Source organism: Streptomyces sp. NPDC058240, assembly GCF_042882135.1.
Classification (GTDB): domain Bacteria; phylum Actinomycetota; class Actinomycetes; order Streptomycetales; family Streptomycetaceae; genus Streptomyces.
In genome coordinates, this window is sequence record NZ_JBHVWT010000015.1 from 26,157 (window position 1) to 51,355 (window position 25,199).

Consider the following 25,199-nt stretch of genomic DNA (forward strand, 5'->3'; position numbering starts at 1 on the left):
TGGGGGGGTGGAGGTGTGGGGGGGTGGGGGTGGGGGGGGGGTGGGGTACTGGGTCTCTCTGTGGGTTGGGGGGTGTGTTCGTTTCTCCTAGGCCTGACGCGCGGCCCCCCCCCGGCCCCGCTCCACGGAATCGGCCCCGCAGGTCATACGGTGTGGGGATGACCATCCAGCACCGTGACGACAGCATCGACAACTCGGCGGACTTCCCGGGCCGCACCGGCCCGACCGCCACTTCGGAGGCCGACCCGCGCGACGTGGGGCCGGTCCGCACCTCGTACGCCCCCGACCGGGACGGCGACCCGGACCCCGGTGAGATCGTCTGGACGTTCGTGCCGTTCGAGGAGAACGACGGGCGCGGCAAGGACCGCCCGGTCCTGGTGGTGGCCCGTGAGGCGGCGGGCACACTGCTCGCCGTACAGCTCTCCAGCAAGCAGCACGACCAGGACCGCGAGTGGGTGGCGCTCGGGGCCGGCCCCTGGGACAGCTCCGGCCGCCCGTCGTGGGTCGATCTGGACCGGGTCCTGCGGGTGCACGAGGACGGGATGCGGCGTGAGGCGTGCGCGCTGGACCGGGACAGGTTCGACCTGGTCGCCGGCGGGCTGCGGGAGCGCTACGACTGGCAGTAGGGCTCGGAGGCCCTGGAAGGCCCCGGGAGGCCTTGGCCGAACGTCCGGTCGAAGGCGGACCGGGTGGCGGATTCGGGGCTGCGGTCGAGGATGCCGAAGACGATCTGTTCGAAGTGACCGGCGAACCTGCCGCCGTCCATGAGCAGCGCCCGGAACACACCGGCCACCTGCGCCGGATCGTTGCGGAACACACCGCAGCCCCAGGCGCCCAGCACCAGCCTGCGGTACCCCCGCACCGCCGCGACCTCCAGCACCCGCTCCGCCCGGGACGCGAGCGCGGCGGGGATGCGGTGGGCCTCCTCGGGGGCGCGGCTGCGGATGACTCCGGCGTTGGGCGCCGGGGAGGTCAGGAAACCGGCGGTGTACGGGGTGTCGAGCAACCGCCCCCGGTCGTCGCGGAACACCGGGACGCCCGGTGAGTGAATCACCCGGTCGGTGTAGAAGGCGCTGCGTTCCGCACGGTGGTGGGCGTAGTAGTCGGGGGCGCGCAGCAGGGTGGTGTACAGGGCGGAGCCCCGGCACAGTGCCTCTTCCTGGGCCTGTGCGCCGTTGAGGTATCCGCCGCCGGGATTGCGGGCGGAGGCGTAGTTCAGCACGGCGACCTTGCCGGGGCCTTCGCCGGTCATCCGGCGCGCCGCCCGGAGGCTGCTCTCGCCGGTGACCTCGACGACCGGTGTCCGGTCGGAGTCGAGCGCCGCGACCGGCACCGGCTGCGGGCCGTACAGCCTGGTGCCCGAGAGCGCGGTGGTCAGCGCGCGCTCGATGCTCACCTCCCGCCCGTCCTGCGTGCGGTAGCGGCCGGCCTCGACGATGGCCTCGGTCTCACGCGCGATGCCGCGCAACCGTGCGCTCATCGGTACTCCCCCGTGTGGTGCATACGGGGCATGCTCGACGCTCCGACGGCATGGATGCAACCGGATTTCCGACGCACAGGGGCACCCTTGTGCGATCGATCCGTAAGGGTTTGGGTGGTGGGGAGGCACCGAGAAAAGGAGGCCCGGCATGTCGTACGACACCCCCGGGGACCACGGTCCGCCCGGCCAGTACCCGCCCCTGGGCGAGGGCGAGGCCGAGGATTTACTGCGCTGCATCTGCTTCAAGACGGGACCGCCCCTCAAGGTCGGCGTTGAACTCGAATGGCTCATTCACGACCGGGATCATCCCCGCGTTCCTGTCCCGCACCACCGTCTCGAAGCGGCCGCCGACATCCTCCGGGCCCTGCCCCTGAGCGCGGCGCTCACCTTCGAACCCGGCGGCCAGCTGGAGCTCAGCTCGCGCCCCGCGGACTCCCTGATGGCATGCGTCGATGCCACCGCCGCCGATCTCACCGCGGTACGTGACGCCCTGGACCGGGTGGAGCTCGCACCGGTGGGTATCGGCGTCGACCCGTGGCACGCTCCGCGCCGGCTGCTGCGCGAGCCCCGCTACGACGCCATGGAGGTCCTGTTCGACCGCTCGGGACCGGCCGGTCGCGCCATGATGTGCACCACCGCGTCCGTCCAGGTCTGTCTGGACGCCGGAGAGGAGGAACCCGGTCCGCTCGGTTACGGGCGGCGCTGGCAGCTGTGCCATCTGCTGGGCGCGGTCCTGGTGGCGGCGTTCGCGAACTCGCCCTTGCGGCTCGGCCGCCCGACACCGTGGCGGTCCACCCGGCAGTCGCTCTGGGCCGACCTCGACCCGTGGCGGCCCCTGGCACCGCCCGGCAGTCTGCCGCCGCGCGACGCCTGGACCGCGCATGTGCTGGACACCCCGGTGATGTGCGTCCGGGGCGACACGGGCCGGGGCGACACGGGCCCGTGGGCCGTGCCGGAGGGGCTGACATTCCGCGACTGGATCCGCACCGGCGCGCCGAGACCACCGGTGCGCGCCGATCTCGACTTCCACATCAGCACGCTCTTCCCGCCGGTCCGCCCGCGCGGTCATCTGGAGCTGCGCATGATCGACGCACAGCACGGTGCGGACGGGTGGCTGGTGCCGCTCGCCGTCACCACTGCCCTGTTCGACGACCCGGAGGCCGCCGAGACCGTGTACCGCACCGTGAAACCACTGGCCGAGACGGCCGGGGCAGAGCCGGCGCCGCGCAATCCGCTCTGGGTCGGCGCCGCCCGCGACGGCCTGACCAACCCCGAGCTGCGGGCGGCGGCGACCACCTGCTTCGAGGTCGCGCTGGAGGCGCTGCCCCGGATGGGCGCCTCGAAAGCCGTCCAGGACGCCGTGGCCGGCTTCAACGACCGGTTCGTGGCCCGGGGCCGATGTCCGGCCGACGATCTTCCCGAACTGCTCGCCTCGCTTCCGCCCGGCGTTCCGGGCCGGCACTCCGAGGGGTCCCGCTCATGACCGACTCCCCCACTCCCACCGGATCCGCGCCCCAGGGGGCGGACGCCGAGGCGCTCCGGCAGCGCGCCCTCGCCGCGCTGCTCACCGCCCGTGAACGCACCACGCTGCTCACCGACGGCGTGGAGGACCATGAACTGACCGCCCAGCACTCGCCGTTGATGTCCCCACTGGTCTGGGACCTCGCGCACATCGGCAATCAGGAAGAGCTGTGGCTGCTGCGCGGGGTGGCCGGACGAGAGGCGATGCGCCCGGAGATCGACGGGCTGTACGACGCCTTCGAGCACCCCCGGGCGACCCGCCCCTCGCTGCCGCTGCTGGCCCCCGCCGAGGCACGCGCGTACGCCGCGGAGGTACGCGGCCGGGCCCTGGACGTCCTCGACGGCACCGCGCTCGACGGCGGCCGTCCCCTGGTGCGGGCCGGGTTCGCCTTCGGCATGATCGCCCAGCACGAACAGCAGCACGACGAAACGATGCTGATCACCCATCAGCTCCGTTCGGGCCCTGCCGTGCTGGCCGCACCCGTGCCGCCGGCCGCCACCGACGCGGCGGGCCTTCCCGCGGAAGTCCTGGTCGCGGGCGGGCCGTTCACCATGGGGACGTCCACCGAGCCGTGGGCCCTGGACAACGAGCGTCCTGCGCATGTGCGCGACGTACCGGGTTTCTTCATCGACACGGCTCCGGTCACCTGTGGCGCGTACCAGGAGTTCATCGAGGACGGCGGCTACACCGAGCAGCTCTGGTGGGCGCCCGAGGGGTGGGCGATGGTCCGTGAGCACGAACTGACCGCTCCCCTGTTCTGGCACCTGGACGCCGGTCAGTGGCTGCGCCGCCGCTTCGGGGTCACCGAGGCGGTGCCCGGGAACGAGCCGGTGCTCCACGTCAGCTGGTACGAGGCCGACGCGTTCGCCCGCTGGGCCGGGCGCCGGCTGCCCACGGAAGCGGAGTGGGAGAAGGCGGCGCGCCACGACCCGGTGTCGGGGCGTTCCCGGCGCTACCCCTGGGGCGACGAGGACCCGGCGCCCGAGCTGGCGAACCTGGGTCAGCGCCATCTGCGGCCCGCGCCCGCGGGGGCGTACGCGCAGGGCCGGTCCCCGTACGGCGCACGGCAGTTGATCGGTGACGTGTGGGAGTGGACGTCGAGCGACTTCCTCCCGTATCCCGGCTTCTCGGCGTTCCCGTACCGCGAGTACTCCGAGGTGTTCTTCGGACCGGCCCACAAGGTGCTGCGCGGCGGTTCGTTCGCCGTGGACCCGGTGGCGTGCCGGGGGACGTTCCGCAACTGGGACCTGCCGGTGCGGCGTCAGATCTTCTCCGGGTTCCGCACCGCGAGGGAGATGTGATGTGTCGTCATATCGCTTATCTGGGACCGCCGGTGCCCCTCGGCGAACTGCTGACACGACCGCCCCACTGCCTCGTGCGCCAGTCCTGGGCGCCGAGACACCAGCGTTACGGGACCGTCAACGCGGACGGCTTCGGCGTCGGCTGGTACGTGGACGACGATCCGGTGCCCGGACGCTACCGGCGCCGGGGCCCGGTCTGGGGCGACGAGACCTTCGCCGACCTGGCCAGGGTGGTGCGCAGCACGGCGCTGCTCGCCGCCGTCCGTGACGCCACCGAGGCGGGCGCCGACGGCGAGGCGGCGGCCGCGCCGTTCGCCGCCGGGCCGCTGCTGTTCAGCCACAACGGCGCGGTGAAGGGCTGGCCGCACTCCGTGGCTCCGCTCGCCGCGGCGCTGCCGCCGGCCGAACTGCTCGCCCTCACCGCGCGCTGCGACTCGGCCCTCGTCTGGGCCCTCGTGCGGCACCGGCTGGCCGATGGCGACGAACTGCCGCAGGCCGTCGCCGACACCGTGCTCGACGTGGCGGCCGCGGCGCCTGAGTCCCGGCTGAATCTGCTGCTGACCGACGGCGCGACGATCGTCGCGACGGCCTGGGGCGACACCCTGTCGTATCTGGCCGAGCCGGGCCTGCGCACGGTCGTGGCCTCGGAGCCGTACGACGACGATCCGCGCTGGCGCACGGTCCCCGACCGCACCTTGCTGACGGCGACCCGTACCGACGTTCTGCTGACCCCGCTCAAGGAGCCCGCTGAGTGAGTCCCTTTCTGCTGACCCGTACCCTGCCGGTGGACGCGACGGACGCGGCCCTGCGCGCCGATGTCCTGCACGGTCTGACCCGGCACCCGAAGACACTGCCGCCCAAGTGGTTCTACGACGCGCACGGCAGCGAACTGTTCGAGGAGATCACCCGGCTGCCCGAGTACTACCCGACCCGCGCCGAGCGCGAGATCCTGATCGACCGCGCCGACGAGATCGCCCGGGTGTCCGGGGCGCGGACCCTGATCGAGCTGGGGTCCGGGTCGTCCGAGAAGACCCGGCACCTGCTGGACGCGCTGCCCGCGCTGCACAGTTACGTACCAGTCGATGTGAGCGAGAGCGCGCTGCGCGGCGCCGCCGAGGCCCTCCTCGCCCAGCGGCCCGAGCTCTCCGTGCACGCCCTGATCGCCGATTTCACGGGCGGCCTCGCGCTGCCGGGAACACCGGGGCCCAGGCTGGTCGCCTTCCTCGGCGGCACGGTCGGCAATCTGCTGCCCGACGAGCGTGCGGTGTTCCTGAAGTCCGTACGGTCGCTGCTCTCCCCCGGCGACGCGCTGCTGCTCGGCACCGATCTGGTGAAGGAGGAGAAGGAACTGGTCGCCGCGTACGACGATGCGGCCGGGGTGACCGCGGAGTTCAACAGGAACGTACTGAGGGTCGTGAACCGGGAGTTGGGTGCGGACTTCGACCCGGCCGCTTTCGATCATGTGGCGCTCTGGGATCCGGAGCGTGAATGGATCGAGATGCGGCTGCGGGCCCGTCGGGCGCACGCCGTGAAGATCCCGGACCTGGATCTGGTGGTGGCCTTCGAGGCCGGTGAGGAGTTGCGTACGGAGGTGTCGGCCAAGTTCCGCGAGGAAGGTGTCCGGTCGGAACTGGACACGGCCGGTCTGCGACTGGATCAGTGGTGGACGGATTCCGGCGGCCGGTTCGCGCTCTCGTTGGCGACGGCGGTCTGAGCACGGCGGGCCAGGGCACGGCGGTCGGGCAGGCCGCCCGCCGGGATCGGCGGCAGGACGCGGATCTCGGCGGTCAGGCCGGCCGCCGTCACCACCCGCCACAGTGAGGCGAGGAGCGGATCGTCGCCGACGAACGCGGCCGCACCGGCCGGTGCGGTGTGCTCCGCCGGTGCGGATCCCTCGTGGCCGCTCGGACGGCAGCCCGCGGCGGGCCCCGTCCGGCCGGTGGTCCCGGTGCTCCGCGATGGTGCGGCGCGGTAGGTGATGCGCACCGGCCGGACCGTGGCGTCCGCGTCGATCGCGGCCTGGAAGGCTGCGGGCCCGAACCGGCCTCCGGGGCCGCGCCCGCACCAGGTGGTGCCTTCCGGGAAGACGACCACGCGTGATCCGCCGCGCAGCGCCGCCCCGATGGTGCGCACGGTCGCGGGCAGTGCGCGCAATCGGTCGCGTTCGACGAAGAGCGTGCCGCCGCGTGCGGCGAGCGGGCCGAGCAGCGGCCAGCCGCGGATCTCGCTCTTGGCCAGCATCCGGCCGGGGAACACGGCCGCGACGAGCGGGATGTCCAGCCAGGAGATGTGGTTCGCGACGACGAGCGTGCCCGGCGTCCCGGGGTTGCCGTCGGGCGCCGCGGATGTGCCGGTGATCCGTACCCGCACCCCGAAGGCGCGCACGACGCCGTACGCCCAGCGCCGGATCAGCCGGTCCCGCCGTGCCGCGCCGAGCAACGGCACGAGCGGGGCGGCCAAGGCGCCGGCCAGGATGCACGCGCACCCGGCGAGCAGCAGGGCCGCGGCGGCCGGGCGGCCCCGCATCCGGCCCTCGTGACCGGCGCAGGTGCGCGGGGTGCAGGGTGCGGTGGGCAGCCAGGGGTTCATCGCAGCGGGGCGAGCGCGAGGAAGTGGCGCAGGTAGCGCGGGTCGGTGCGGCGCAGCGACAGCAGTACGTACAGGTCGGCGACGTTGAAGTCGGGGTCGTGGGCGGGCGCCCCGCACACCTGGGCGCCGAGGCGCAGATAGCCGCGGAGCAGCGGAGGGAGCGTGGCGAGTCCGGTGGGTACCGGGGCCCCTCCCCCGGTGGGCTGCCAGAGGCGGTGGGGAGTGACCCAGTGGTCCTCGGGGGCCAGGTACTTGGTCCGTACGGTCTCCCACGCCCCGGCCGCCGCCGTGCCTCCGTCGGCGAGGGGGATCGAGCAGCAGCCCGCCAGCCAGTTGTGCCCGGTGCGTTCCATGTAGCGGGCGAGTCCGGCCCAGATCAGTGCGATGACGGCACCGTCCCGGTGGGCCGGGTGGACGCAGGACCGTCCGACCTCGACCAGGTCGTCGCGGATCGGGTCGAGCCGCCCGAGGTCGAACTCGCTCTCCGCGTAGAGGCGCCCGGCGATCCGGGCCCGGTCGGGCGGCAGCACGCGGTAGGTGGCGACGATGTCGCCGGTGGCCTCCTCCCGTACCAGCAGATGGTCGCAGTACGCGTCGAACGCATCACCGTCCAGGCCGGGTTCGGGTCCTTCCAGCCTGGCGCCGAGCTCACCGGCGAAGACCAGATGGCGCAGTCGCTGGGCGGCGCGGACCTCGTCCTGGTCGGCGGCGAGGGACACCCGGTAGCGCGGTGGAGCGGGAGCGACGGACTGCGCGGGGACGACGGACTGCGCGGGGACGACGGAGGAGGCGGGGAGGGAGGTGACGGGCAGCGCGTTCATGACAATCTCCGGGGACGGATCGGCAAGGGCGGCCGCCGGGCCGCCGCACTGTGTGCGAAGGCCCGGCCCCTTACTTCTTCCGCGACCGGCTGGATTCGACATGACCGCTCGGGAGAGCCGAAATGTGCGAAGGTTGAATGCCGGGGGTGGCCGAGAACGGCCGTCCCGGGGCGACCGACGACGGCCCTCGACACCCGGCTGACAGCCGATGGGCCGCGCGGGTCAGCTCCCGGCGAGCTTGGTGGTGATCTTCTCCGAGGCGGTCTTCGCCTCCTGCTGCGGGTCGCCGCCTTCGAGCACCGCCGTCATGTACGGCTTGATCGGGTTGTCGGCCTCGACGTCCGCCCACTGCGGCGAGTTGGGGGTGGCACGACCCTTCGTGGCGCCACGGGCCATCGCCGCGGTGCCTTCCTGACCCACGACGACGCTCGCGAGACCGGGCTTGTTGGGCACGTAGCTCATGGTTCTGGCGAGCTCCTCCTGCCACTTCCGGCCCGCCAGCGCCTTGATCACTTCGATGCCCTCGGCACGCTGGTCGGCCTTGTCCGGAACGATCAGGTCGGATCCGCCGGTGAAGACGGCCCCGGGCGCCTTCGCGGTCTTGCCCGGGATCGGGAAGTAGCCCAGTTTTCCCTTGAGTTCGGGATTCTGCTTCTCGATCTGCGCGACGGTGCCGGGCACCGAAATGATTTGCGCGACATTTCCCTCGGCGAACACATCGGCCTGCGGGGGCTTTTCCTCGTCCGCGTTCTTGGGACCGTCGCCGAGCACCTGGAGTTCCTTGTAGAAGCTCATGCCCCTGAGCGCGGCGGGGCTGCCCAGAGTGCCTTCCCACTCGCCGCCCTTCTCCTCGGCCAGTTCGCCGCCCTCGTCCCAGATGAATCCGGCGAGGACATACCAGTTCTGGCCCGCGAGGTAGATGCCCTGATTGCCGTTCCGGTTCAGGAGTTGGCTGTCGGTGATCCATTCGTCCCGGGTCTTCGGCGGGTTCTTTATGCCTGCCTGCGCGAAGAGCTCCTTGTTGTAGATCACCACCCGATTGGCCGCGTACCAGGGAATGCCGTACTGCATGCCGTCGATGCTGCCCGGGTCGGCGAGACCCGGCAGCCACTCCTCGCTGCCGAGATCGCGCACGGACTCCAGGGTGAGATCGCGCAGGCCACCGCTCTCCGCGTACTGGGCGACCTGAGTGTTTCCGACCTCGATGACATCCGGGGTGTCCTTGCCCTTGAGGGCTCCGATGACCTTCGGGCCGATTCCGCTCCAGCTCTGGAACTTGAACTCGAGCTCGATGGAAGGATGTTCGTCCTGATAAGCCTTTGTGAACCGCTTCAGGAAATCGGCGGAGACACTGTCCTTCATCAGCCAGACCGTGACCTTCTTGCTGCCGGACGCCTCCGAGCCCGAGCCGAGTCCGCATCCCCCCAGTGCAAAGGTGGAAACGAGCGCGACGGCTCCGACGAGTATGCGGTTCTTCACCAGGTTCACCTTCTGCGAAACGGCACGACTGAATTCAGGGACCCGGTGTGGGGGACTGCGGGCGGCGCTCGCACGGGCGTGGCTGGATTTTGGTATGGACCAATGAATTGGTCAAGGCCCGTTCACGGCACATTCTGCACGTCGACCTCTCGCGGACTCGAGCCGGGTGGGGCACCGTGGTAGGGACGAGAGGAGACATAAGATGTCAAACCACACCTACCGGGTCACCGAAATCGTGGGAACGTCCCACGAGGGCGTCGACGACGCCATCCGCAGAGGCGTCGCAAGAGCTTCGGAAACGTTGCACAATCTCGATTGGTTCGAGATCACGCAGGTGCGCGGCGAGATCAAGGACGGCCTGGTCGAGCACTACCAGGTGGGCCTGAAAGTGGGCTTCCGGCTCGACGAGACGAGCTGACCCCGCCGGTCCGACGCGACGGGACCGGGCCGCGTCCGCCCGGTCGCACCCCGCCCGGTTCAGGTACGGCCCTCACGCTCCTGCGCGTCCTTGAGCGCGGCCGACTCCTTCGCCCAGCGGGCCCGCACCACGGCGAAGCCCGCCTGCTCCGCCGCGTCACAGACGAGTTCGTCGTCGTCGACCAGCATCCGGACCTCACGCTCCCGGCCCAGTCGCTTCAGGATCTCCAGCTTGGTGTGCCGGGCCGGCCTGCGGTCGTCGTCACGGCGCATGTACACCCGCCCTTCGGGCAGGCCGTGTTCCGCCAGCCATGCCACGGTGTCCCGGCGGCACCGCTCGGGCCGTCCGGTGAGATACCTGACCTCGCACCGCTCGGCGCTGCTCAGCGCCAGCCGCACCCCTTCGGGAAGCGGCGGGTCGTCGACGGCCGCGGAGAAGAAGCCGTTCCAGTCGCGTCGGCGCCCCTCCAAGTAGTGCTGCCGATGGCCGCTGTCCGCGAGCGTGCCGTCCAGGTCGAATACGGCCAGGGGCCGGTGGTCGCTTCTCACACCCCCAGCAAATCAGACCAGCGCAGCCACCAGCAGCACCAGTACGACCACCCCGGCCACCACCGCGGCGACCCGCAGGGACCGGCGCCTCGACCAGATCGGGAGAACCTCGGGACCGTCCGCTCCGGGGAACACGTAGAAGACGTGGTCGGGGTCGTCCGGGATCGCGACCGACACCAGTTGCAGCCACCCGATGTCGACGCGTCTGGCCACCTCGCCCGGCCGGGGCGCGAGTGCCGATTCGACCGCCTCGACGTGGGCGGGGTCCAGGGCGTCGGGGAGCGGTTCACCGGCCGAGGTCAGCGTGATGCGTTCCCACGCGCCGGTGCGTCCGGTCTGCTGCCGGACCCGCAGCGGCGGCGAGGGGTCCGGCAGTTTCGCCGCGCTCCGCTCCGGGGCGTGTCCGACCGATCCGCCCGTCCACCGGGTGACCAGGCCCGTGCCGTCGCACGGGGTGTGCTTCGTCGACCTCTCGCCCGCGCAGACCGGGCAGTCCCTGAAGCCCGTGTCGTCGCACTGCCGGCACTTCTCGGTGCCCCAGCCCCGGCACTGCGGACAAGCGGTGCGGGGCTTGTGGCATTTCAGACAGGTGGTCCGCCCGGGAGGCTGTTTCTCCCCGGCCGGCCCGCGGTCCTTGCGGCGTTCGCCCGTCCCGTCGCACCAGGTGCACGGCTCCACGCCCTTGCAGGCCGGACACAACGGGCCGGTGTCGCACGGCAGTTTCCCCTTGGCCCGGCAGCGCGAGCACGGCTGCCGTCCTTCGTCGCAGCCACAGGCGACCGTCCGCACCGAGCCGTGGAGCACGAGCTCCACCTTCCGCGACCGGGCCGGGTCCTTCGGCGGCTCGACCGGATGGTCGCGCAGCTCCCCCTCGTACGTCGGCCGCCCCGATATGTCGTATCTGCCGGGCCTGGTCTCCGGCCGCGTGCTGCGGGTCTCCACGCAACGGACGATGCGCAGGTCGAGCATCGGAAGCCGGGCGATGTCCGCGCCGGTCCGCCGCAACTGCGGCCCCTGCCCCGGGCGACCGGTGTGCCGGGCGATCGCTTCGAGGATGTCGTCCTCGGACAGTGCGTCGGCCATGACGGCGCTTCCACCTCCCCGGTAGGCGCGCCCGCGCGCCCGACGCAGCGTACGGGCGGGGCCGTCCGGCGTTCAAGAGGGCCTACGAGGAGCCCATGAGGGCCGCACCGGGCGCCCGTTGCACATCACGTGCGCGCCTGCCCGCGCGCGGATGAGTGACCTGTCGCTCACGTTCCGCGAAGATCGCAAAAGGTTGTACAGGATGCGCATGGAATCAAAAGCGTTCGCAAAGCTATATTCAGGTTTGTGGCATCAAACGTTAACCATGTGAAGCGAATACTCCTGCGTTCAGGGAAGAGCCCCTACGACGTCGTCCCTGTCGAGCGCGCTCTCCACGAGGACGTGTTCGCCACCAACTCGAGCAACCTGATCTTCAGCGATGCCACTCACAAGATCCTTGAGACGCCACGTTCCGAGGTGGTGTCGAACGGCATCACCACCAGGGTCGCCGACGCGGACCGTATCAACAGCGAGTACGACGTCTTCGTCATCCCGCTCGCCAACGCCTTCCGGCCGTCCTTCGAACCGCAGCTGAAGCGGCTCACCCAGCTCATCTCGAAGCTGAAGATCCCGGTGGTCGTCCCCGGCGTCGGCGCCCAGACCGGTGTCAACTACTCCGCGGACCGGCTGAAGCCGATGCAGTCCACGGTCTACGAGTTCGTCTCCGCCGTGCTCGACCACAGCGCCTCGATCGGCGTGCGCGGGGAGTTCACCGAGCGGTATCTGCGGGACATGGGATTCCGCGACGTGGACGTCATCGGCTGCCCCTCGATGTTCCTCCACGGCAGCAGGCTCGTCATCCGGGAGGACGGCCGGGCGCTCGGGCCCGAGTCGCGCATCGCCGTCAACGGATCGCACGACGCGGTGCGCAAGCACAAGCTCGGGCAGATCATCGACCGCACCCACGCGCGCTACCCCCACCTCCGGTTCATCGGCCAGAACCTCTCCGACGCCCGTCAGCTGCACTGGCGCGACCTGTCGCATCAGAACGCCGCGGTGACCGGCATCCCCACCCACCCCGACCACCCCATGTACGGGGAGGGCAAGGTCCGGTTCTACATCGACCCGGTCACCTGGATGGAGGACCTCCGGGGCTTCGATTTCTCCTTCGGTTCCCGGATCCACGGCAACATCGCGGCGCTGCTGGCGGGCACGCCGGCCACCGTGCTCTGCGGCGACTCCCGGACGCTGGAGCTGTGCCGCTACTTCGACATCCCGCACCGGATGCTCAACAAGGTCCCGGCCGACCTCGACCCCGCCGATCTCCACGCCTCGGCGGACTTCGGGCCGCTGAGGCGCGGTCACCAGGAGCGGTTCGACCGGTTCCTGAACTTCCTCGACAAGAACGGCCTGGAGAACACCTTCACCCACGGCGACGGCGGCACGGCCTTCGAGACCCGGATGAGCGGGCTGACCTTCCCTCCGGGCGTCCGCCCCTGGGTCGGCACCGACGCCGCCACGATGGCACCGCGGCTGAACTGGCTCCAGTCCCAGCTGACCGAACTCACGGCCGAGAACACCCAGCTCAAGCGGAAGCTCCAGAAGAACTCCTCGCTGCCCGTCCAGCGCTCCACGTACCAGCGCGCCCGCAGCGTCGTGGGAAGGCCCATCAAGCGCGCTCTGCGGCCCTCCCGATAGGTCCCCGCCCGAACTGATCCGCGAGGCCGGTCCGGCAGGACCGGCCTCCGGTCGTTCCGGGCCCGGACGGCGTCCGCCGCTCCGTGCCTAGAATCGGAGTGTTTGTCCCCTGGCCGTCGGCCCTGCCCCGATCCGTACGGAGTCCCCGCGCACATGTCCACCCCCCACGATCCGTACGTCCGGGTGCGCGGCGCCCGCGAGCACAATCTCCAGGACGTCTCGGTCGACATCCCGCGCGACACCCTCACCGTCTTCACCGGTGTCTCCGGTTCCGGGAAGTCCTCCCTCGCGTTCGGGACGATCTACGCCGAGGCCCAGCGTCGCTACTTCGAGTCCGTCGCCCCGTACGCCCGCCGGCTGATCCATCAGGTCGGCGCGCCCGCGGTGGGCGAGGTCACCGGCCTGCCGCCCGCCGTCTCCCTGGAGCAGCGCCGCTCGGTGCCCGGTGCCCGTTCGTCCGTCGGGACGGTCACCACGCTCTCCAACTTCCTGCGGATGCTGTTCTCGCGGGCCGGTGAGTATCCGGCCGGTGCCGAGCGGCTGGACTCCGACTCCTTCTCGCCGAACACCGCCGCCGGGGCGTGCCCGGAGTGCCACGGGCTCGGTCTCGTCCACCGCACCACCGAGCAACTGCTGGTCCCCGACCCCTCGCTGTCGATCCGGGACGGTGCGATCGCCGCCTGGCCGGGGGCGTGGCAGGGCAAGAACCTGCGCGATGTGCTGGACGCACTGGGCCACGACATCGACCGGCCCTGGCGCGAACTGGGCGCCGAGGAGCGCGAGTGGATCCTGTTCACCGACGAGCAGCCGGTGGTGACGGTCCATCCGGTGCGGGAGGCGGGGCGCATCCAACGCCCCTACCAGGGCACGTACATGAGCGCCCGCCGCTATGTGATGCACACCTTCGCGGACTCCAGGAGCCGCACCCTGCGGGCGAAGGCCGAGCGGTTCCTGACCAGTGCCCCGTGTCCGGCCTGCCACGGCAGCCGGCTGCGTCCGGAGGCGCTGGCCGTCACCTTCGCCGGCCGCACGATCGCGGAGCTGGCCGCGCTGCCACTCACCTCTCTCGCCGAGCTGCTGCGCACGGCGGGCGGCAGCGACACGGCGCGGGTACTGACGGCGGATCTGCTGGCCCGGATCGAAACGGTCACCGAGCTCGGCCTCGGCTATCTCAGCCTCGACCGCACGGCCCCGACGCTGTCCTCGGGCGAGCTGCAACGACTGCGTCTCGCCACCCAGTTGCGCTCGGGCCTGTTCGGTGTCGTCTATGTGCTGGACGAGCCGTCGGCCGGTCTTCATCCGGCGGACACCGAGTCGCTGCTGGGGGTGCTCGGGCGACTGAAGGAGGCCGGGAACTCGGTCTTCGTCGTGGAGCACCAGATGGATGTGGTGCGCCGGGCCGACTGGCTGGTCGATGTGGGGCCGCTGGCCGGTGAGCACGGGGGTCGGGTGCTGCACAGCGGCCCCCCGGCCGGGCTCGCGGAGGTGACGGAGTCGGCCACCCGGCGGTTCCTCTTCGACGTCGGGCCCGCACCGGTCCGGGAAGCGCGTACGCCGTCGGGGTGGCTGAGGCTGAACGGGGTCGACCGGCACAATGTGCGGGGCGTGGACGCCGCGTTCCCGCTCGGGGTGTTCACGGCCGTCACCGGGGTCTCGGGGTCGGGGAAGTCGACGCTGGTCGGTCAGGTCCTGGCCGGTGTGCTCGCCGACCGGCAGGCCTCCGCCACCGCGGACCCGCCCGCGGAGCGCCCCGCGCCCTGGTGCGTGTCGGCACAGGGGCTGGAGGCGGTGGACCGGCTCGTACAGGTCGACCAGCGGCCGATCGGCCGTACCCCCCGGTCCAATCTGGCCACGTACACCGGTCTCTTCGACGTCGTACGGAAGCTGTTCGCCGATACGGACACGGCCCGGGAGCGCGGCTACAAGGCCGGACGGTTCTCCTTCAACGTGGCGGGCGGGCGGTGCGAGACCTGCCAGGGCGAGGGGTTCGTCTCCGTGGAGCTGCTCTTCCTGCCCAGTACGTACGCGCCCTGCCCGGACTGCCATGGCGCGCGGTACAACCCGCAGACGCTGGAGGTCACCCTGCGCGGCCTGGACATCGCTCAGGTGCTGGACCTGACGGTGGAGTCGGCGGCCGGGTTCTTCTCGGGTACGCCGGCCGCCGAGCGCAGTCTGCGGACCCTGCTCGATGTCGGGCTCGGCTACCTGCGGCTCGGGCAGCCCGCGACGGAGCTGTCGGGCGGTGAGGCCCAGCGGATCAAGCTCGCCGCCGAACTCCAGCGCACCCGTCGGGGCCGCACCCTGTATCTGCTGGACGAGCCGACGACGGGGCTGCACCCCGCCGATGTCGAGGTGCTGATGCGGCAGTTGCACGGCCTCGTGGAGGCGGGCAACACGGTGGTGGTCGTGGAGCACGACATGGCGGTGGTGGCGGGCGCCGACTGGGTGATCGACCTCGGCCCCGGCGGCGGCGACCGGGGCGGCCGGATCATGGCGGCAGGTCCGCCCGTGGACGTGGCCCGGACGCGGGAGAGCCGGACGGCTGCGTACCTCCGGGCCGCACTCCATCTCGACTGAGCGCCCAATCTTCGTCAACTCCCCCATATTTCGCGCGAGTTGCCAACCCAGGCAAGCAAAGGGGAATGAAACAGTAAAGAACGTTGACAGCCAGCTGGTCCAGACCAATTATGGGCATGCCTCACGGCCGCTCCTTGCCGTGAGGCAGGTGACCCCGGCCGGGAATCACAGGAACGGGCCGCGCCCCTCACCGGGTGCGGCCGAGCCGTGCGATCCGCCCATTGCCTCACCCCGCTGGGAGCTGCCCCATGAGACGTCCAAGAACAGTCGGCGCCGTCCTGAGCGCCTTCGCCACCGCCGTCGCGTCCGCAGGCCTGATCCTCGGATCGGGCGCCGGCGCACAGGCCGCCGCGACCGCCGCCACTCCCCTGCCCGCGCACGTCTTCGCCCCGTACTTCGAGGCATGGAACGGCGACAGCCCGGCCGCGCTCTCGCAGGCGTCCGGCGCCAAGTACCTGACCATGGCCTTCATCCAGACGGAGACCCGCGGTTCCTGCACCCCCTACTGGAACGGCGATTCGGGCACGCCCATCGCCCAGTCCGAGTTCGGCGCCGACTTCACCACCATCCGCTCGCGCGGCGGCGATGTGATCCCGTCGTTCGGCGGTTACACGGCCGACAACGGCGGCACCGAGATCGCCGACAGCTGTACGAGCGTCGACTCCATCGCGGCGGCGTACGAGAAGGTCATCACGACGTACGACGTGTCCCGCCTCGACATGGACATCGAGGACAACTCCCTGGAGAACAGCGCCGGTATCGACCGCCGCAACAAGGCGATCAAGAAGGTCCAGGACTGGGCGGCCGCCAACGGGCGCCCGGTGCAGATCTCGTACACCCTGCCCACCACCACGAGCGGTCTGGCCGACAGCGGTCTCGCGGTGCTGGAGAACGCGGTGTCCAACGGCGCCAAGGTCGATGTCGTGAACCTCATGACGTTCGACTACTACGACGGCGCCTCGCACAACATGGCACAGGACACCCAGACGGCGATCACGGGTCTCAAGGGCCAGCTGGCCGATCTGTACCCGTCGAAGACCGACGCCCAGCTGTGGGGCATGAGCGGCATCATCGAGATGCCGGGCATCGACGACTACGGTCCGGCCGAGACGTTCACCACGGCCGATGCCACCTCGGTCTACAACTGGGCCGTCGCCAAGGGCGTCAGCACCCTGTCGTTCTGGGCGCTCCAGCGCGACAACGGCGGCTGCCCCGGCACCGGCGGGAGCGACACCTGCTCCGGCATCGCGCAGGACACCTGGTACTTCAGCCACACCTTCGCCCCGTTCACGAGCGGCGGTCCCGGTCCGGTGACGGACGACTACTCGGTGGCCGTCGCGCCCGCTTCGACGACGGTCGCCCCCGGCGGCTCCACGACGGCGACGGTGAACACCGCGGTCACCTCCGGCAGCGCGAAGACCGTCGCCCTGACGACGAGCGGGGCGCCCGCCGGTGTGACGGCGACGCTCAGCCCGACCTCGGTCACCGCGGGCGGGACGTCGAAGCTGACGGTCGACGCATCGGCGTCCGCGGCGCCGGGCACGTACAAGCTCAGTGTGACCGGCACCTCGGGCACGCTCAGCCATGCGGCGGTCCTCACTCTGACGGTGTCGGGGCCGGGCGGCGGCACCGGAGCCCTGGTGAACGGTGACTTCGAGACCGGTTCGCTCGGTCCCTGGACCTGTGAGTCCGGCGGCGCGGTCGTCTCCACCCCGGTGCACGGGGGTTCGCACGCGCTCGCCGCGGCGGCCACCGCGTCGCAGACCGGCGAGTGCGCGCAGACGCTCACCCTGTCCCCCAACACCAAGTACACGCTGAGCGGTTGGGTGCAGGCCAGCTACGGATACCTCGGGGTGCGCGGCGACGCGACGGCGAGCGTCTGGGGTTCGTCGAGCGGCTACGCGAAGCAGTCGGTGACGTTCACCACCGGTTCGACCGGCACGGTGACCGTCTATCTGCACGGCTGGTACGGGCAGGGCACGGTCTACGGCGACGCCATCTCCGTGACGTCCTGATCCGCCGGAGCGGATGAGACTTCCTGGTCCCGGGGGTGGGCGGCCTCCGGGACCAGGAACTCTCACTCCGCTCAGCGGCGCACCTTGCGGGTGGCCCGCAGCCACTCCTTGTTCATGGCCGAGATCGACGGCAGCGGGATGCCCTTGGGGCATGCGGTGGCGCATTCGCCGGTGAGGGTGCAGCCGCCGAAGCCCTCGCTGTCCATCTGGCCGACCATGTCGAGGACCCTGGTCTCGCGCTCCGGGGCGCCCTGCGGCAGGACGTTGAGGTGGTTGATCTTCGCCGAGGTGAAGAGCATCGCCGAGCCGTTGGGACAGGCCGCCACGCAGGCGCCGCAGCCGATGCACTCGGCGTGCTCGAAGGCGAAGTCCGCGTCCGGCTTGGGCACCGGGGTGGCGTGCGCCTCGGGGGCGGTGCCGGTCGGGGCGGAGATGTAGCCGCCGGCCTGGATGATCCGGTCGAAGGCCGAACGGTCCACGACCAGGTCCTTGACGACCGGGAAGGCCGAGGCGCGCCACGGTTCGATGTCGATCGTGTCGCCGTCCTCGAAGGACCGCATGTGGAGCTGGCAGGTGGTGGTGCGCTCGGGGCCGTGGGCGTCGCCGTTGATGACGAGACTGCAGGCGCCGCAGATTCCCTCGCGGCAGTCGTGGTCGAAGGCGACGGGGTCGTCGCCGGCGAGGATGAGTTCCTCGTTGAGGGTGTCGAGCATTTCCAGGAACGACATGTCCTGCGAGATGCCGTCCACCTCGTAGGTGGACATGGCGCCGGGTGCGTCGGCGTTCTTCTGGCGCCAGACGCGCAGGGTGAGCTTCATGCGTAGCTCCGCTGGGTGGGGTGGACGTACTCGAAGACGAGGTCTTCCTTGTGCAGGACGGGGGCCCGGCCGGTGCCGGAGAACTCCCAGGCGGCGGCGTAGGAGAACTCCTCGTCCCGGCGGGCGGCTTCGCCGTCCGGGGTCTGCGACTCCTCGCGGAAGTGGCCTCCGCAGGACTCGGCGCGGTGCAGTGCGTCGAGGCACATGAGCTCGGCGAGCTCAAGGTAGTCGACGATGCGGTTGGCCTTCTCCAGCGACTGGTTGAACTCGTCGCCGGTGCCCGGCACCTTGATGCGGCGCCAGAACTCGTCGCGGATCTGCGGGATCCGGTCGAGCGCCTTGCGCAGCCCGTCCTCGGTGCGCGCCATGCCGCAGTACTCCCACATGAGTTCACCGATCTCTCGGTGGAAGGAGTCGGGGGTGCGGTCGCCGTCGATGGAGAGCAGCAGGTTCAGCCGGTCCTCGGTGTCGGCGACGACCTCCTCGACCGCGGGGTGCGAGGCGTCGACCTCGTCGTGGTGCGGATTGCGGGCCAGGTAGTCGTTGATCGTCGACGGGAGGACGAAGTAGCCGTCGGCGAGGCCCTGCATCAGCGCGGACGCGCCGAGCCGGTTGGCACCGTGGTCGGAGAAGTTGGCCTCGCCGATGGCGAAGAGGCCCGGAATGGTGGTCTGGAGGTCGTAGTCGACCCAGAGACCGCCCATCGTGTAGTGCACGGCCGGGTAGATCCGCATCGGCGTCTCGTACGGGTCCTCCGCCGTGATCCGCGCGTACATGTCGAAGAGGTTGCCGTACTTCTCCTCGACCTTGTCCCGGCCCATCCGCTGGATGGCCTCGGCGAAGTCCAGGTAGACGCCCTGGCCGCCGGGGCCGACGCCGCGGCCCTCGTCGCAGACGTTCTTCGCGGCGCGGGAGGCGATGTCCCGGGGGACGAGGTTCCCGAAGGCGGGGTAGATGCGCTCCAGGTAGTAGTCGCGCTCGTCCTCGGGGATGTCGTTGGCGGGACGGGTGTCGCCCTCGGCCTTCGGGACCCAGATCCGGCCGTCGTTGCGCAGCGACTCGCTCATCAGCGTGAGCTTGGACTGGTGGTCGCCGGTACGCGGGATGCAGGTGGGGTGGATCTGGGTGAAGCAGGGGTTGGCGAAGTACGCGCCGCGGCGGTGGGCGCGCCAGACTGCGGTGGCATTGGAGTTCATGGCGTTCGTCGACAGGTAGAAGACGTTGCCGTAGCCGCCGCTGGCCAGGACGACCGCGTCGGCGAAGTAGGTGTCGATCTTCCCGGTGACGAGGTCACGGGCGACGATGCCGCGGGCCTTGCCGTCGACGATGATCAGGTCGAGCATCTCGGTGCGGGCGTGCAGTTCGACGTTGCCCGCGGCGATCTGCCGGGAGAGCGCCTGGTAGGCGCCGAGCAGGAGCTGCTGTCCCGTCTGGCCCCGGGCGTAGAACGTGCGGGAGACCTGGACGCCGCCGAAGGAGCGGTTGTCGAGGAGGCCGCCGTACTCGCGGGCGAAGGGGACGCCCTGGGCGACGCACTGGTCGATGATCTCGACGGAGATCTGGGCGAGCCGGTGGACATTGGACTCACGGGCGCGGAAGTCGCCGCCCTTGACGGTGTCGTAGAAGAGCCGGTGGATCGAGTCGCCGTCGTTGCGGTAGTTCTTCGCGGCGTTGATGCCGCCCTGGGCGGCGACCGAGTGGGCGCGGCGGGGCGAGTCCTGGAAGCAGAACTGGACCACGTGGTAGCCCTGTTCGGCGAGGGTGGCGCCGGCCGAGCCGCCGGCGAGGCCGGTGCCGACGACGATGACGGTGTGCTTGCGGCGGTTGGCCGGATTGACCAGCTTGGCCTGGAAGCGGCGGGTGTCCCAGCGTTCGGCGACGGGTCCCTCGGGGGCCTTGGTGTCGACGACGGGCGCGCCGGTCTCGTAGTGCGGGTAGTCGGTCATGTCAGCTCACGACTCCGGTCATGACGGCGACGGGTACGGAGATGAAGCCCAGCGTCAGCACCAGTGCGAGGGCGTTGGCCATGGTCTTGAGGACGCGGTCACGCGTCGCGCTTCCGGCGCCGAGGGTCTGGGCGGCGCTCCAGAAGCCGTGCTGGACGTGGAGTCCGAGGGCGAGCATGGCGACGATGTAGATGGTGTTGCCGTACCAGGTGGAGAAGGTATCGATGACGTTCTGGTACGGATGCCCGGCCTGGAATCCGCCGGAGTGCACGGTGCCCGTCGTCAGGTCGAGGATGTGCCAGACGATGAACAGGGCGAGGATGATCCCGCCCCAGCGCATGGTGCGGGTGGCATAGCTGGCGCGTGGCTTCCTGTGCACGTACTTGGCGGGGCGCGCCCGGATGTCGCGGCGGCTCAGCTGGTACGCGGAGGTGGCGTGCAGCACCACGGCGGCGACGAGTACGACGCGGACGATCCACAGGGCCCACTCGTAGTGCAGGAAGGGCTCGCCCATGGTCCGCAGCCAGTGCGCGTAATGGTTGAACTCGCCGGACCCGAAGAAGATCTTCAGGTTGCCGATCATATGGACGACCAAGTAGAGGAGCATGATCAGGCCGCTCACGGCCATGACCGTCTTCTTGCCCAGGGACGAGTCCCAGAGCGTACGTGTCATGGACGGCCGTCGGTCCGTCCGGGTTGCCAATGCCATGGACACGACGTTAGGACCGATCCACCCCATCAGTCCAAGACATGGAATGGCTCATGTTCATAGGCTGAGGCTATCGTGCCAGTCAGGACGACACGACCTGGGAGTGGGGGCTCATGCAGTTCCAACAGCTGACGTATTTCGTGGCCGTGGCCGAGACCCGTCACTTCACCCGCGCCGCCGAGGAGGTGCATGTCTCGCAGCCCTCGCTCTCCCAGCAGATCAGAGCGCTGGAGAGCGAGCTGGGGGCGGAGCTGTTCAGCCGGGCGCGCGGCAACATCACGCTCACCGACGCGGGCGAGGCCCTGCTGCCGCTGGCCCGCCGCATCCTCGCGGACGCGGACACCGCACGCCACGAGGTGCAGGAGCTGGCGCAGCTGCGCCGGGGCCGGGTCCGGCTCGGCGCGACGCCCAGCCTCTGCACCGGCCTGCTCCCCGAGGTGCTGCGCGCCTTCCACGACCGGCATCCGGGGATCCAGCTGCTGCTGGAGGAGGGCGGCTCGCTCGACCTGGTACGGGAGCTGGCGCGCGGCGCACTGGATCTCGCCCTGGTGGTGCTGCCGCTGCCCGCCGCGTCCCCCGCGCTCACAACGGTCGAGCTGCTCCAGGAGGACCTGGTCGTGGTGTCGTCGGCCGGGGTGCCGCGGCCCGGCCGGGGCGGGAGCGTACGGATCGCCGACCTCCAGGGGGAGCCCCTGGTGATGTTCCGGCACGGCTACGACCTGCGGGAGCTGACGGTCGCCGCCTGCCGGGCGGAGGGTTTCGAGCCGTCGTTCACGGTGGAGGGCGGAGAGATGGACGCCGTGCTCGGCTTCGTCCGGGCGGGGCTCGGGATCGCGGTGGTGCCCAGCATGGTCGCCGTCCGGTCCGGCCACGGCCTGCGGACCACACCGCTGGCCCGGCCGGGCCTGCGGCGCACGATCGCGCTCGCGCACCGCAGCGACGTCGCTCCGCCGCGCGCGGCACGCGAGCTGCAGAAGGTGCTGCTCGCCGCCGGACGGGCCTGAGCCGGCCCGTCCGGCGGTGGGGTACGGGACGGCCTCGGGCGCCCGGTACCCCACCCGCTCACACCGCGTCGGCCAGTAGCAGCGAGTGGATCCGGTCCGGCGCACCCGGCCGGGCGTAGTACCAGCCCTGAGCCGTGTCGCAGCCCAGCTTCCGCAACTGCTCCGCCTGGGCCCCGGTCTCCACGCCCTCCACCGTGACCGCGAGGTCCAGGCTGTGCGCCAGCGAGACGATCCCCTCGACGATCTTCAGGTCGACCGGGTCCGCCGGATGCTGCTGCATGCCCATCGTGAAGGAACGGTCCAGCTTGAGCACGCTCACCGGCAGCCGGCGCAGATTCGCCAGGTTCGAGTACCCGGTGCCGAAGTCGTCGAGCGCTATGTCGACACCCATGTCCGCCAGTTGCCGCAGCGGCTTGAGCAGGTCGTCGTCCGCGCCGATGAGCGCGGACTCGGTGACCTCAAGGCAGAGCGCCCCGGGTTCGAGCCCCGACCGCTCCAGCACATCGACCGTCTCGGCGACCAGCCGGGGATGGTGCAACTGGGTCGGTGAGAGGTTGACGTTGATCCGCAGCGGGCCGCCGTCGGTGTGCCGCTCCTGCCAGAAGTTGGCCTGCCGTACGGACTCCTCCAGCACCCAGCGGCCCAGCGGCACGATCAGCCCGGTGTGCTCGGCGAGCGGGATGAACCTGTCCGGGCCGAGCACCCCGTGCTGCGGATGGCACCAGCGCACCAGCGCCTCCGCACCGTGCACCGTGCCGTCGTCGAGGTGCACGAGCGGCTGGTACTCGATGAAGAACTCACCGCGCTCCAGGGCGGCGGGCAGCGCGGTGGTCAGCCCGTGCCGCGTGATGGCGCGGGCATCCGCCTCGTCGTCCGCGAGCTCGAACCGGTTGCCGCCCGCGGACTTGGCCCGGTACATCGTGATGTCGGCGCTGCGCAGCACCTCGGCGGCATTGCGCTTTCCGGCCGGGCCTTCGACGACCCCGATGGATCCGCGTACGGTCAGCTCACGGCCGTCCAGGCGGATCGGGGTGCCGAGCACACCGAGGATGCGGCAGGCCAGCTCGTCGACCTCCGTCTCGGTGTCGGGGCCGGTGGTCAGGGCCACGAACTCGTCGCCGCCGAGCCGCGCGACCATCTCGCCGGGCGCGGTCGCACAGCTCTGCAGCCGGTCGGCCACCTCGACCAGCAGCCGGTCGCCCGACGCGTGGCCGAGGCTGTCGTTGATCGCCTTGAAGCCGTCCAGGTCGAGGTAGCACAGGCCGAAACGGCTGCCGTCGTCGGCGGACAACGCCTTCTCCAGACGCTCGAAGAACAGCGTCCGGTTGGGCAGGCCGGTGAGCGCGTCGTGCGTGGCCTCGTACCGCAGCCGCAGATTGAGCAGCCGGCGCTCGGTGGTGTCCTCCATCAGCGCCAGCTGATACTGCGGCCGGCCCTCGGCGTCACGCAGCAGTGACACCGTCAGATTGGTCCACAGCACGGTGCCGTCGTTGCGGTAGTACGGCTTCTCGACCCGGTAGTGCTCACGTTCGCCACGCACCAGCTCGTCGTAGTACTTCCACACGTGCGGCGAGTCCTCGGGGTGGACCCACTCGTTGACCTTGTGGCTGCGCACATGGTGGTCGAGACCGCCGAACATCCGGGTGAGGGTGTCGTTGACCTCCAGCACATTGCCGTCCAGGTCGGCGATGCCGATGCCGATGGCCGCGTCCTTGAACACGGCGCGGAAACGCGCCTCGGTCGTGTGCAGGGCGCGTTCGGCGTCGGAGCGGGCGGTGAGCGCCGAGCGCGCGATGGCCTCCTGCTCGGTGAGGGTGCGTTCACGCAGCGCCTGGGTGAAGCCGCCCGCGAGGGCGTGCTGTATCCGGGCGCAACGGGCCCTGCTGTCCTCGGTCGACAACGCGGTCACGCCGTTGCTTCCGCAATAGAGCACCAGATACGAGTCGACGACGCCGAGCGTGCTGCTCAGCGCGTCCGGGTCCGTGCAGTGCGCGGCGACGAGGGCGGCACCCACCTCGTTCGCGGGAGCCGCGTCGAAGGGCCGGGCGTGCAGGATGTCGCTGAGCCCGCGGGCCAGCGGCAGCAGGTGCTGTTCGAACTCCGCGCGCGTCAAGGAGGTGGCCGTCGAGGGGAAGATGGCCCTGCTCCAGATCGTGGCGAATCTCCGGAGCCGGCCCTCGGGACCGTCGGGCTCCGTGTCCGGTGTGCCGGACGACTGGGCGGGAATACTCACGCCTTGCGTCCCACTCCCGCGAAGCCCGAGAACGCGAATGGGTCCTCCTGCTCCGTCACCACCGGGCTGTCCGGGCGCCAGTGCGGCATCGACACGAGTCCGGGCTCGACCATCTCGTACCCCTCGAAGAAGCTCGCGATCTCGTCGCGAGACCGCATGACCAGGGGGTTGCGGATGCTCTTGTAGACCTCGACCGTGCCGCCCGCCTCCTCACGCGTGAGCGGAATGCCCTCGTACGAGGCGTGGGTGAGGACGATGAGGCTGCCAGGGGCGAGCGCTTCGCGCAGTTCGGCGACCGCCGTCTGCGGGTCGTCGGAGTCCTCGATGAAGTGGAGCACCGCGACGAGCAGCAGGGCCACCGGGCGGTCCAGGTCGAGCAGTCCGGAGACCTCCGGGCTCTTCACGATCTCCTGCGGGCGGCGCAGATCCGCAGCGGCGATCACCGCCCGGTCGTTTCCGTCGAGTACGGCCCGGCTGTGCGCGACCGCGACCGGGTCGTGATCGACGTACGCCACCCGGGCCCCGGGGTCGGCCGCCTGGGCGACTTCGTGAACATTGCCGAAGGTCGGTATTCCGGAGCCGATGTCCAGAAACTGATCGATGCCCTCGCTCACCGCGTAACGCACGGCTCTGCGCATAAAGGCGCGATTCGCCTGCATGATCTTGGGGAGCCCCGGCATGAACTCCATGGCCTTGCGCGCCGCTTCCCGGTCCACCTCGAAATTGTGCGATCCGCCCAGATAGAAGTCGTACATGCGGGACACGCTCGGCACCGAAATGTCTATGCCTCGCGGTGCCCAGGCGGGACGCTCCATCAATGTCTCCAACAAGTCGCCACGGCGATCCGGCCATGTTCATGGTCAGTGTTGACCAGAGGCTACTGATCGTCTGCCAAGAGAGCGAGCGGAAACGGAAATTAGCCGTCCGTTATTGGTCACACACCAGTGGCATGTGCAACCGGCCCGTCGCTGCGTGTGACATTCGACGTCGGACCCGCCCCGGTGAGACGTCGGGTGAT

At 70.6% G+C, this 25,199-nt stretch carries 21 protein-coding genes; 10 read left to right on the forward strand and 11 right to left on the reverse strand.

Features of this window, described 5'->3' with window-relative positions; translation table 11 throughout:
* Positions 1–158 precede the first annotated feature (158 nt).
* Positions 159–626: a type II toxin-antitoxin system PemK/MazF family toxin gene (locus tag ACFVX4_RS23130; RefSeq protein WP_389980365.1), complete on the forward strand. Its 468-nt coding sequence runs from the start codon at positions 159–161 to the stop codon at positions 624–626.
* Here the strand turns inward: ACFVX4_RS23130 and ACFVX4_RS23135 are convergent.
* Positions 611–1,480, reverse strand: a complete 870-nt coding sequence (locus ACFVX4_RS23135) for a TIGR02452 family protein (RefSeq protein WP_389980367.1) — start codon at positions 1,478–1,480, stop codon at positions 611–613. The two genes, ACFVX4_RS23130 and ACFVX4_RS23135, sit on opposite strands and share 16 nt — an antisense overlap.
* A 148-nt stretch (positions 1,481–1,628) precedes the next feature.
* On the opposite strand from ACFVX4_RS23135, the gene egtA reads away from it, so the two are divergent.
* Genes egtA through egtD form a run of 4 tightly spaced genes read left to right on the forward strand, consistent with a single transcriptional unit; the run spans position 1,629 to position 6,017 of the window.
* On the forward strand, positions 1,629–2,963 hold the full coding sequence (gene egtA, locus ACFVX4_RS23140; protein WP_389980369.1) for an ergothioneine biosynthesis glutamate--cysteine ligase EgtA: 1,335 nt from the start codon (positions 1,629–1,631) through the stop codon (positions 2,961–2,963).
* The gene (gene egtB, locus ACFVX4_RS23145) at positions 2,960–4,303 is read left to right on the forward strand and encodes an ergothioneine biosynthesis protein EgtB (RefSeq protein WP_389980371.1); all 1,344 of its coding nucleotides are present in this window, start codon (positions 2,960–2,962) and stop codon (positions 4,301–4,303) included. Before egtA ends, egtB begins: the two co-directional genes overlap by 4 nt.
* Entirely contained in the window at positions 4,303–5,058 is a 756-nt protein-coding gene (gene egtC / locus ACFVX4_RS23150; protein WP_389980373.1) for an ergothioneine biosynthesis protein EgtC, read from the forward strand. Before egtB ends, egtC begins: the two co-directional genes overlap by 1 nt.
* Entirely contained in the window at positions 5,055–6,017 is a 963-nt protein-coding gene (gene egtD / locus ACFVX4_RS23155) for an L-histidine N(alpha)-methyltransferase (RefSeq protein WP_389980375.1), read from the forward strand. The genes egtC and egtD overlap by 4 nt, the downstream gene beginning before the upstream one ends.
* On the opposite strand, the gene ACFVX4_RS23160 is transcribed toward egtD, so the two are convergent.
* The 3 genes from ACFVX4_RS23160 to ACFVX4_RS23170 all read right to left on the reverse strand — a co-directional run bounded on the left by ACFVX4_RS23160 (position 5,960) and on the right by ACFVX4_RS23170 (position 9,192).
* Positions 5,960–6,892, reverse strand: coding sequence for a lysophospholipid acyltransferase family protein (locus tag ACFVX4_RS23160; protein ID WP_389980377.1), 933 nt, complete (start codon positions 6,890–6,892; stop codon positions 5,960–5,962). The two genes, egtD and ACFVX4_RS23160, sit on opposite strands and share 58 nt — an antisense overlap.
* A complete protein-coding gene (locus ACFVX4_RS23165; RefSeq protein ID WP_389980379.1) occupies positions 6,889–7,713 on the reverse strand; it encodes a GNAT family N-acetyltransferase in 825 nt (274 codons plus the stop codon). Before ACFVX4_RS23165 ends, ACFVX4_RS23160 begins: the two co-directional genes overlap by 4 nt.
* 222 nt (positions 7,714–7,935) lie before the next feature.
* Positions 7,936–9,192 (reverse strand): extracellular solute-binding protein, encoded by a 1,257-nt coding sequence (locus ACFVX4_RS23170; RefSeq protein ID WP_389980380.1) that lies wholly within the window; start codon positions 9,190–9,192, stop codon positions 7,936–7,938.
* Positions 9,193–9,394: 202 nt separating this feature from the next.
* Here ACFVX4_RS23170 and ACFVX4_RS23175 point away from each other — a divergent pair, with 202 nt between their 5' ends.
* Entirely contained in the window at positions 9,395–9,610 is a 216-nt protein-coding gene (locus tag ACFVX4_RS23175; RefSeq protein ID WP_389980381.1) for a dodecin, read from the forward strand.
* Positions 9,611–9,669: 59 nt separating this feature from the next.
* On the opposite strand, the gene ACFVX4_RS23180 is transcribed toward ACFVX4_RS23175, so the two are convergent.
* Together ACFVX4_RS23180 and ACFVX4_RS23185 are read right to left on the reverse strand one after the other, a co-directional pair.
* On the reverse strand, positions 9,670–10,158 hold the full coding sequence (locus ACFVX4_RS23180) for a hypothetical protein (RefSeq protein WP_266430241.1): 489 nt from the start codon (positions 10,156–10,158) through the stop codon (positions 9,670–9,672).
* Between the two features lie 12 nt (positions 10,159–10,170).
* On the reverse strand, positions 10,171–11,241 hold the full coding sequence (locus ACFVX4_RS23185; RefSeq protein WP_389980383.1) for a hypothetical protein: 1,071 nt from the start codon (positions 11,239–11,241) through the stop codon (positions 10,171–10,173).
* Between the two features lie 267 nt (positions 11,242–11,508).
* Between ACFVX4_RS23185 and ACFVX4_RS23190 the strand changes: the two genes are divergently transcribed.
* The 3 genes from ACFVX4_RS23190 to ACFVX4_RS23200 all read left to right on the forward strand — a co-directional run bounded on the left by ACFVX4_RS23190 (position 11,509) and on the right by ACFVX4_RS23200 (position 17,471).
* Positions 11,509–12,879 (forward strand): polysaccharide pyruvyl transferase family protein, encoded by a 1,371-nt coding sequence (locus ACFVX4_RS23190; RefSeq protein WP_389980385.1) that lies wholly within the window; start codon positions 11,509–11,511, stop codon positions 12,877–12,879.
* A 153-nt stretch (positions 12,880–13,032) separates the two neighbouring features.
* Complete coding sequence (gene uvrA / locus ACFVX4_RS23195; RefSeq protein ID WP_389980387.1) at positions 13,033–15,456, forward strand: excinuclease ABC subunit UvrA; 2,424 nt, start codon at positions 13,033–13,035, stop codon at positions 15,454–15,456.
* A 248-nt stretch (positions 15,457–15,704) separates the two neighbouring features.
* The gene (locus tag ACFVX4_RS23200; protein WP_389980388.1) at positions 15,705–17,471 is read left to right on the forward strand and encodes a glycosyl hydrolase family 18 protein; all 1,767 of its coding nucleotides are present in this window, start codon (positions 15,705–15,707) and stop codon (positions 17,469–17,471) included.
* A gap of 71 nt (positions 17,472–17,542) precedes the next feature.
* Here ACFVX4_RS23200 and ACFVX4_RS23205 read toward each other — a convergent pair whose 3' ends face one another.
* Genes ACFVX4_RS23205 through ACFVX4_RS23215 form a run of 3 tightly spaced genes read right to left on the reverse strand, consistent with a single transcriptional unit; the run spans position 17,543 to position 20,944 of the window.
* On the reverse strand, positions 17,543–18,289 hold the full coding sequence (locus ACFVX4_RS23205) for a succinate dehydrogenase/fumarate reductase iron-sulfur subunit (RefSeq protein WP_072488934.1): 747 nt from the start codon (positions 18,287–18,289) through the stop codon (positions 17,543–17,545).
* Positions 18,286–20,235 (reverse strand): fumarate reductase/succinate dehydrogenase flavoprotein subunit, encoded by a 1,950-nt coding sequence (locus ACFVX4_RS23210; RefSeq protein ID WP_389980390.1) that lies wholly within the window; start codon positions 20,233–20,235, stop codon positions 18,286–18,288. The genes ACFVX4_RS23205 and ACFVX4_RS23210 overlap by 4 nt, the downstream gene beginning before the upstream one ends.
* 1 nt (position 20,236) lies before the next feature.
* Entirely contained in the window at positions 20,237–20,944 is a 708-nt protein-coding gene (locus tag ACFVX4_RS23215; protein WP_389980392.1) for a succinate dehydrogenase, read from the reverse strand.
* A gap of 113 nt (positions 20,945–21,057) precedes the next feature.
* Here ACFVX4_RS23215 and ACFVX4_RS23220 point away from each other — a divergent pair, with 113 nt between their 5' ends.
* Positions 21,058–21,948 (forward strand): LysR family transcriptional regulator, encoded by an 891-nt coding sequence (locus tag ACFVX4_RS23220; protein ID WP_389980394.1) that lies wholly within the window; start codon positions 21,058–21,060, stop codon positions 21,946–21,948.
* A gap of 58 nt (positions 21,949–22,006) precedes the next feature.
* On the opposite strand, the gene ACFVX4_RS23225 is transcribed toward ACFVX4_RS23220, so the two are convergent.
* Entirely contained in the window at positions 22,007–24,181 is a 2,175-nt protein-coding gene (locus ACFVX4_RS23225) for a putative bifunctional diguanylate cyclase/phosphodiesterase (RefSeq protein ID WP_389980396.1), read from the reverse strand.
* A complete protein-coding gene (locus ACFVX4_RS23230) occupies positions 24,178–24,996 on the reverse strand; it encodes an SAM-dependent methyltransferase (RefSeq protein ID WP_389980397.1) in 819 nt (272 codons plus the stop codon). Before ACFVX4_RS23230 ends, ACFVX4_RS23225 begins: the two co-directional genes overlap by 4 nt.
* Between the last annotated feature and the right edge of the window lie 203 nt (positions 24,997–25,199).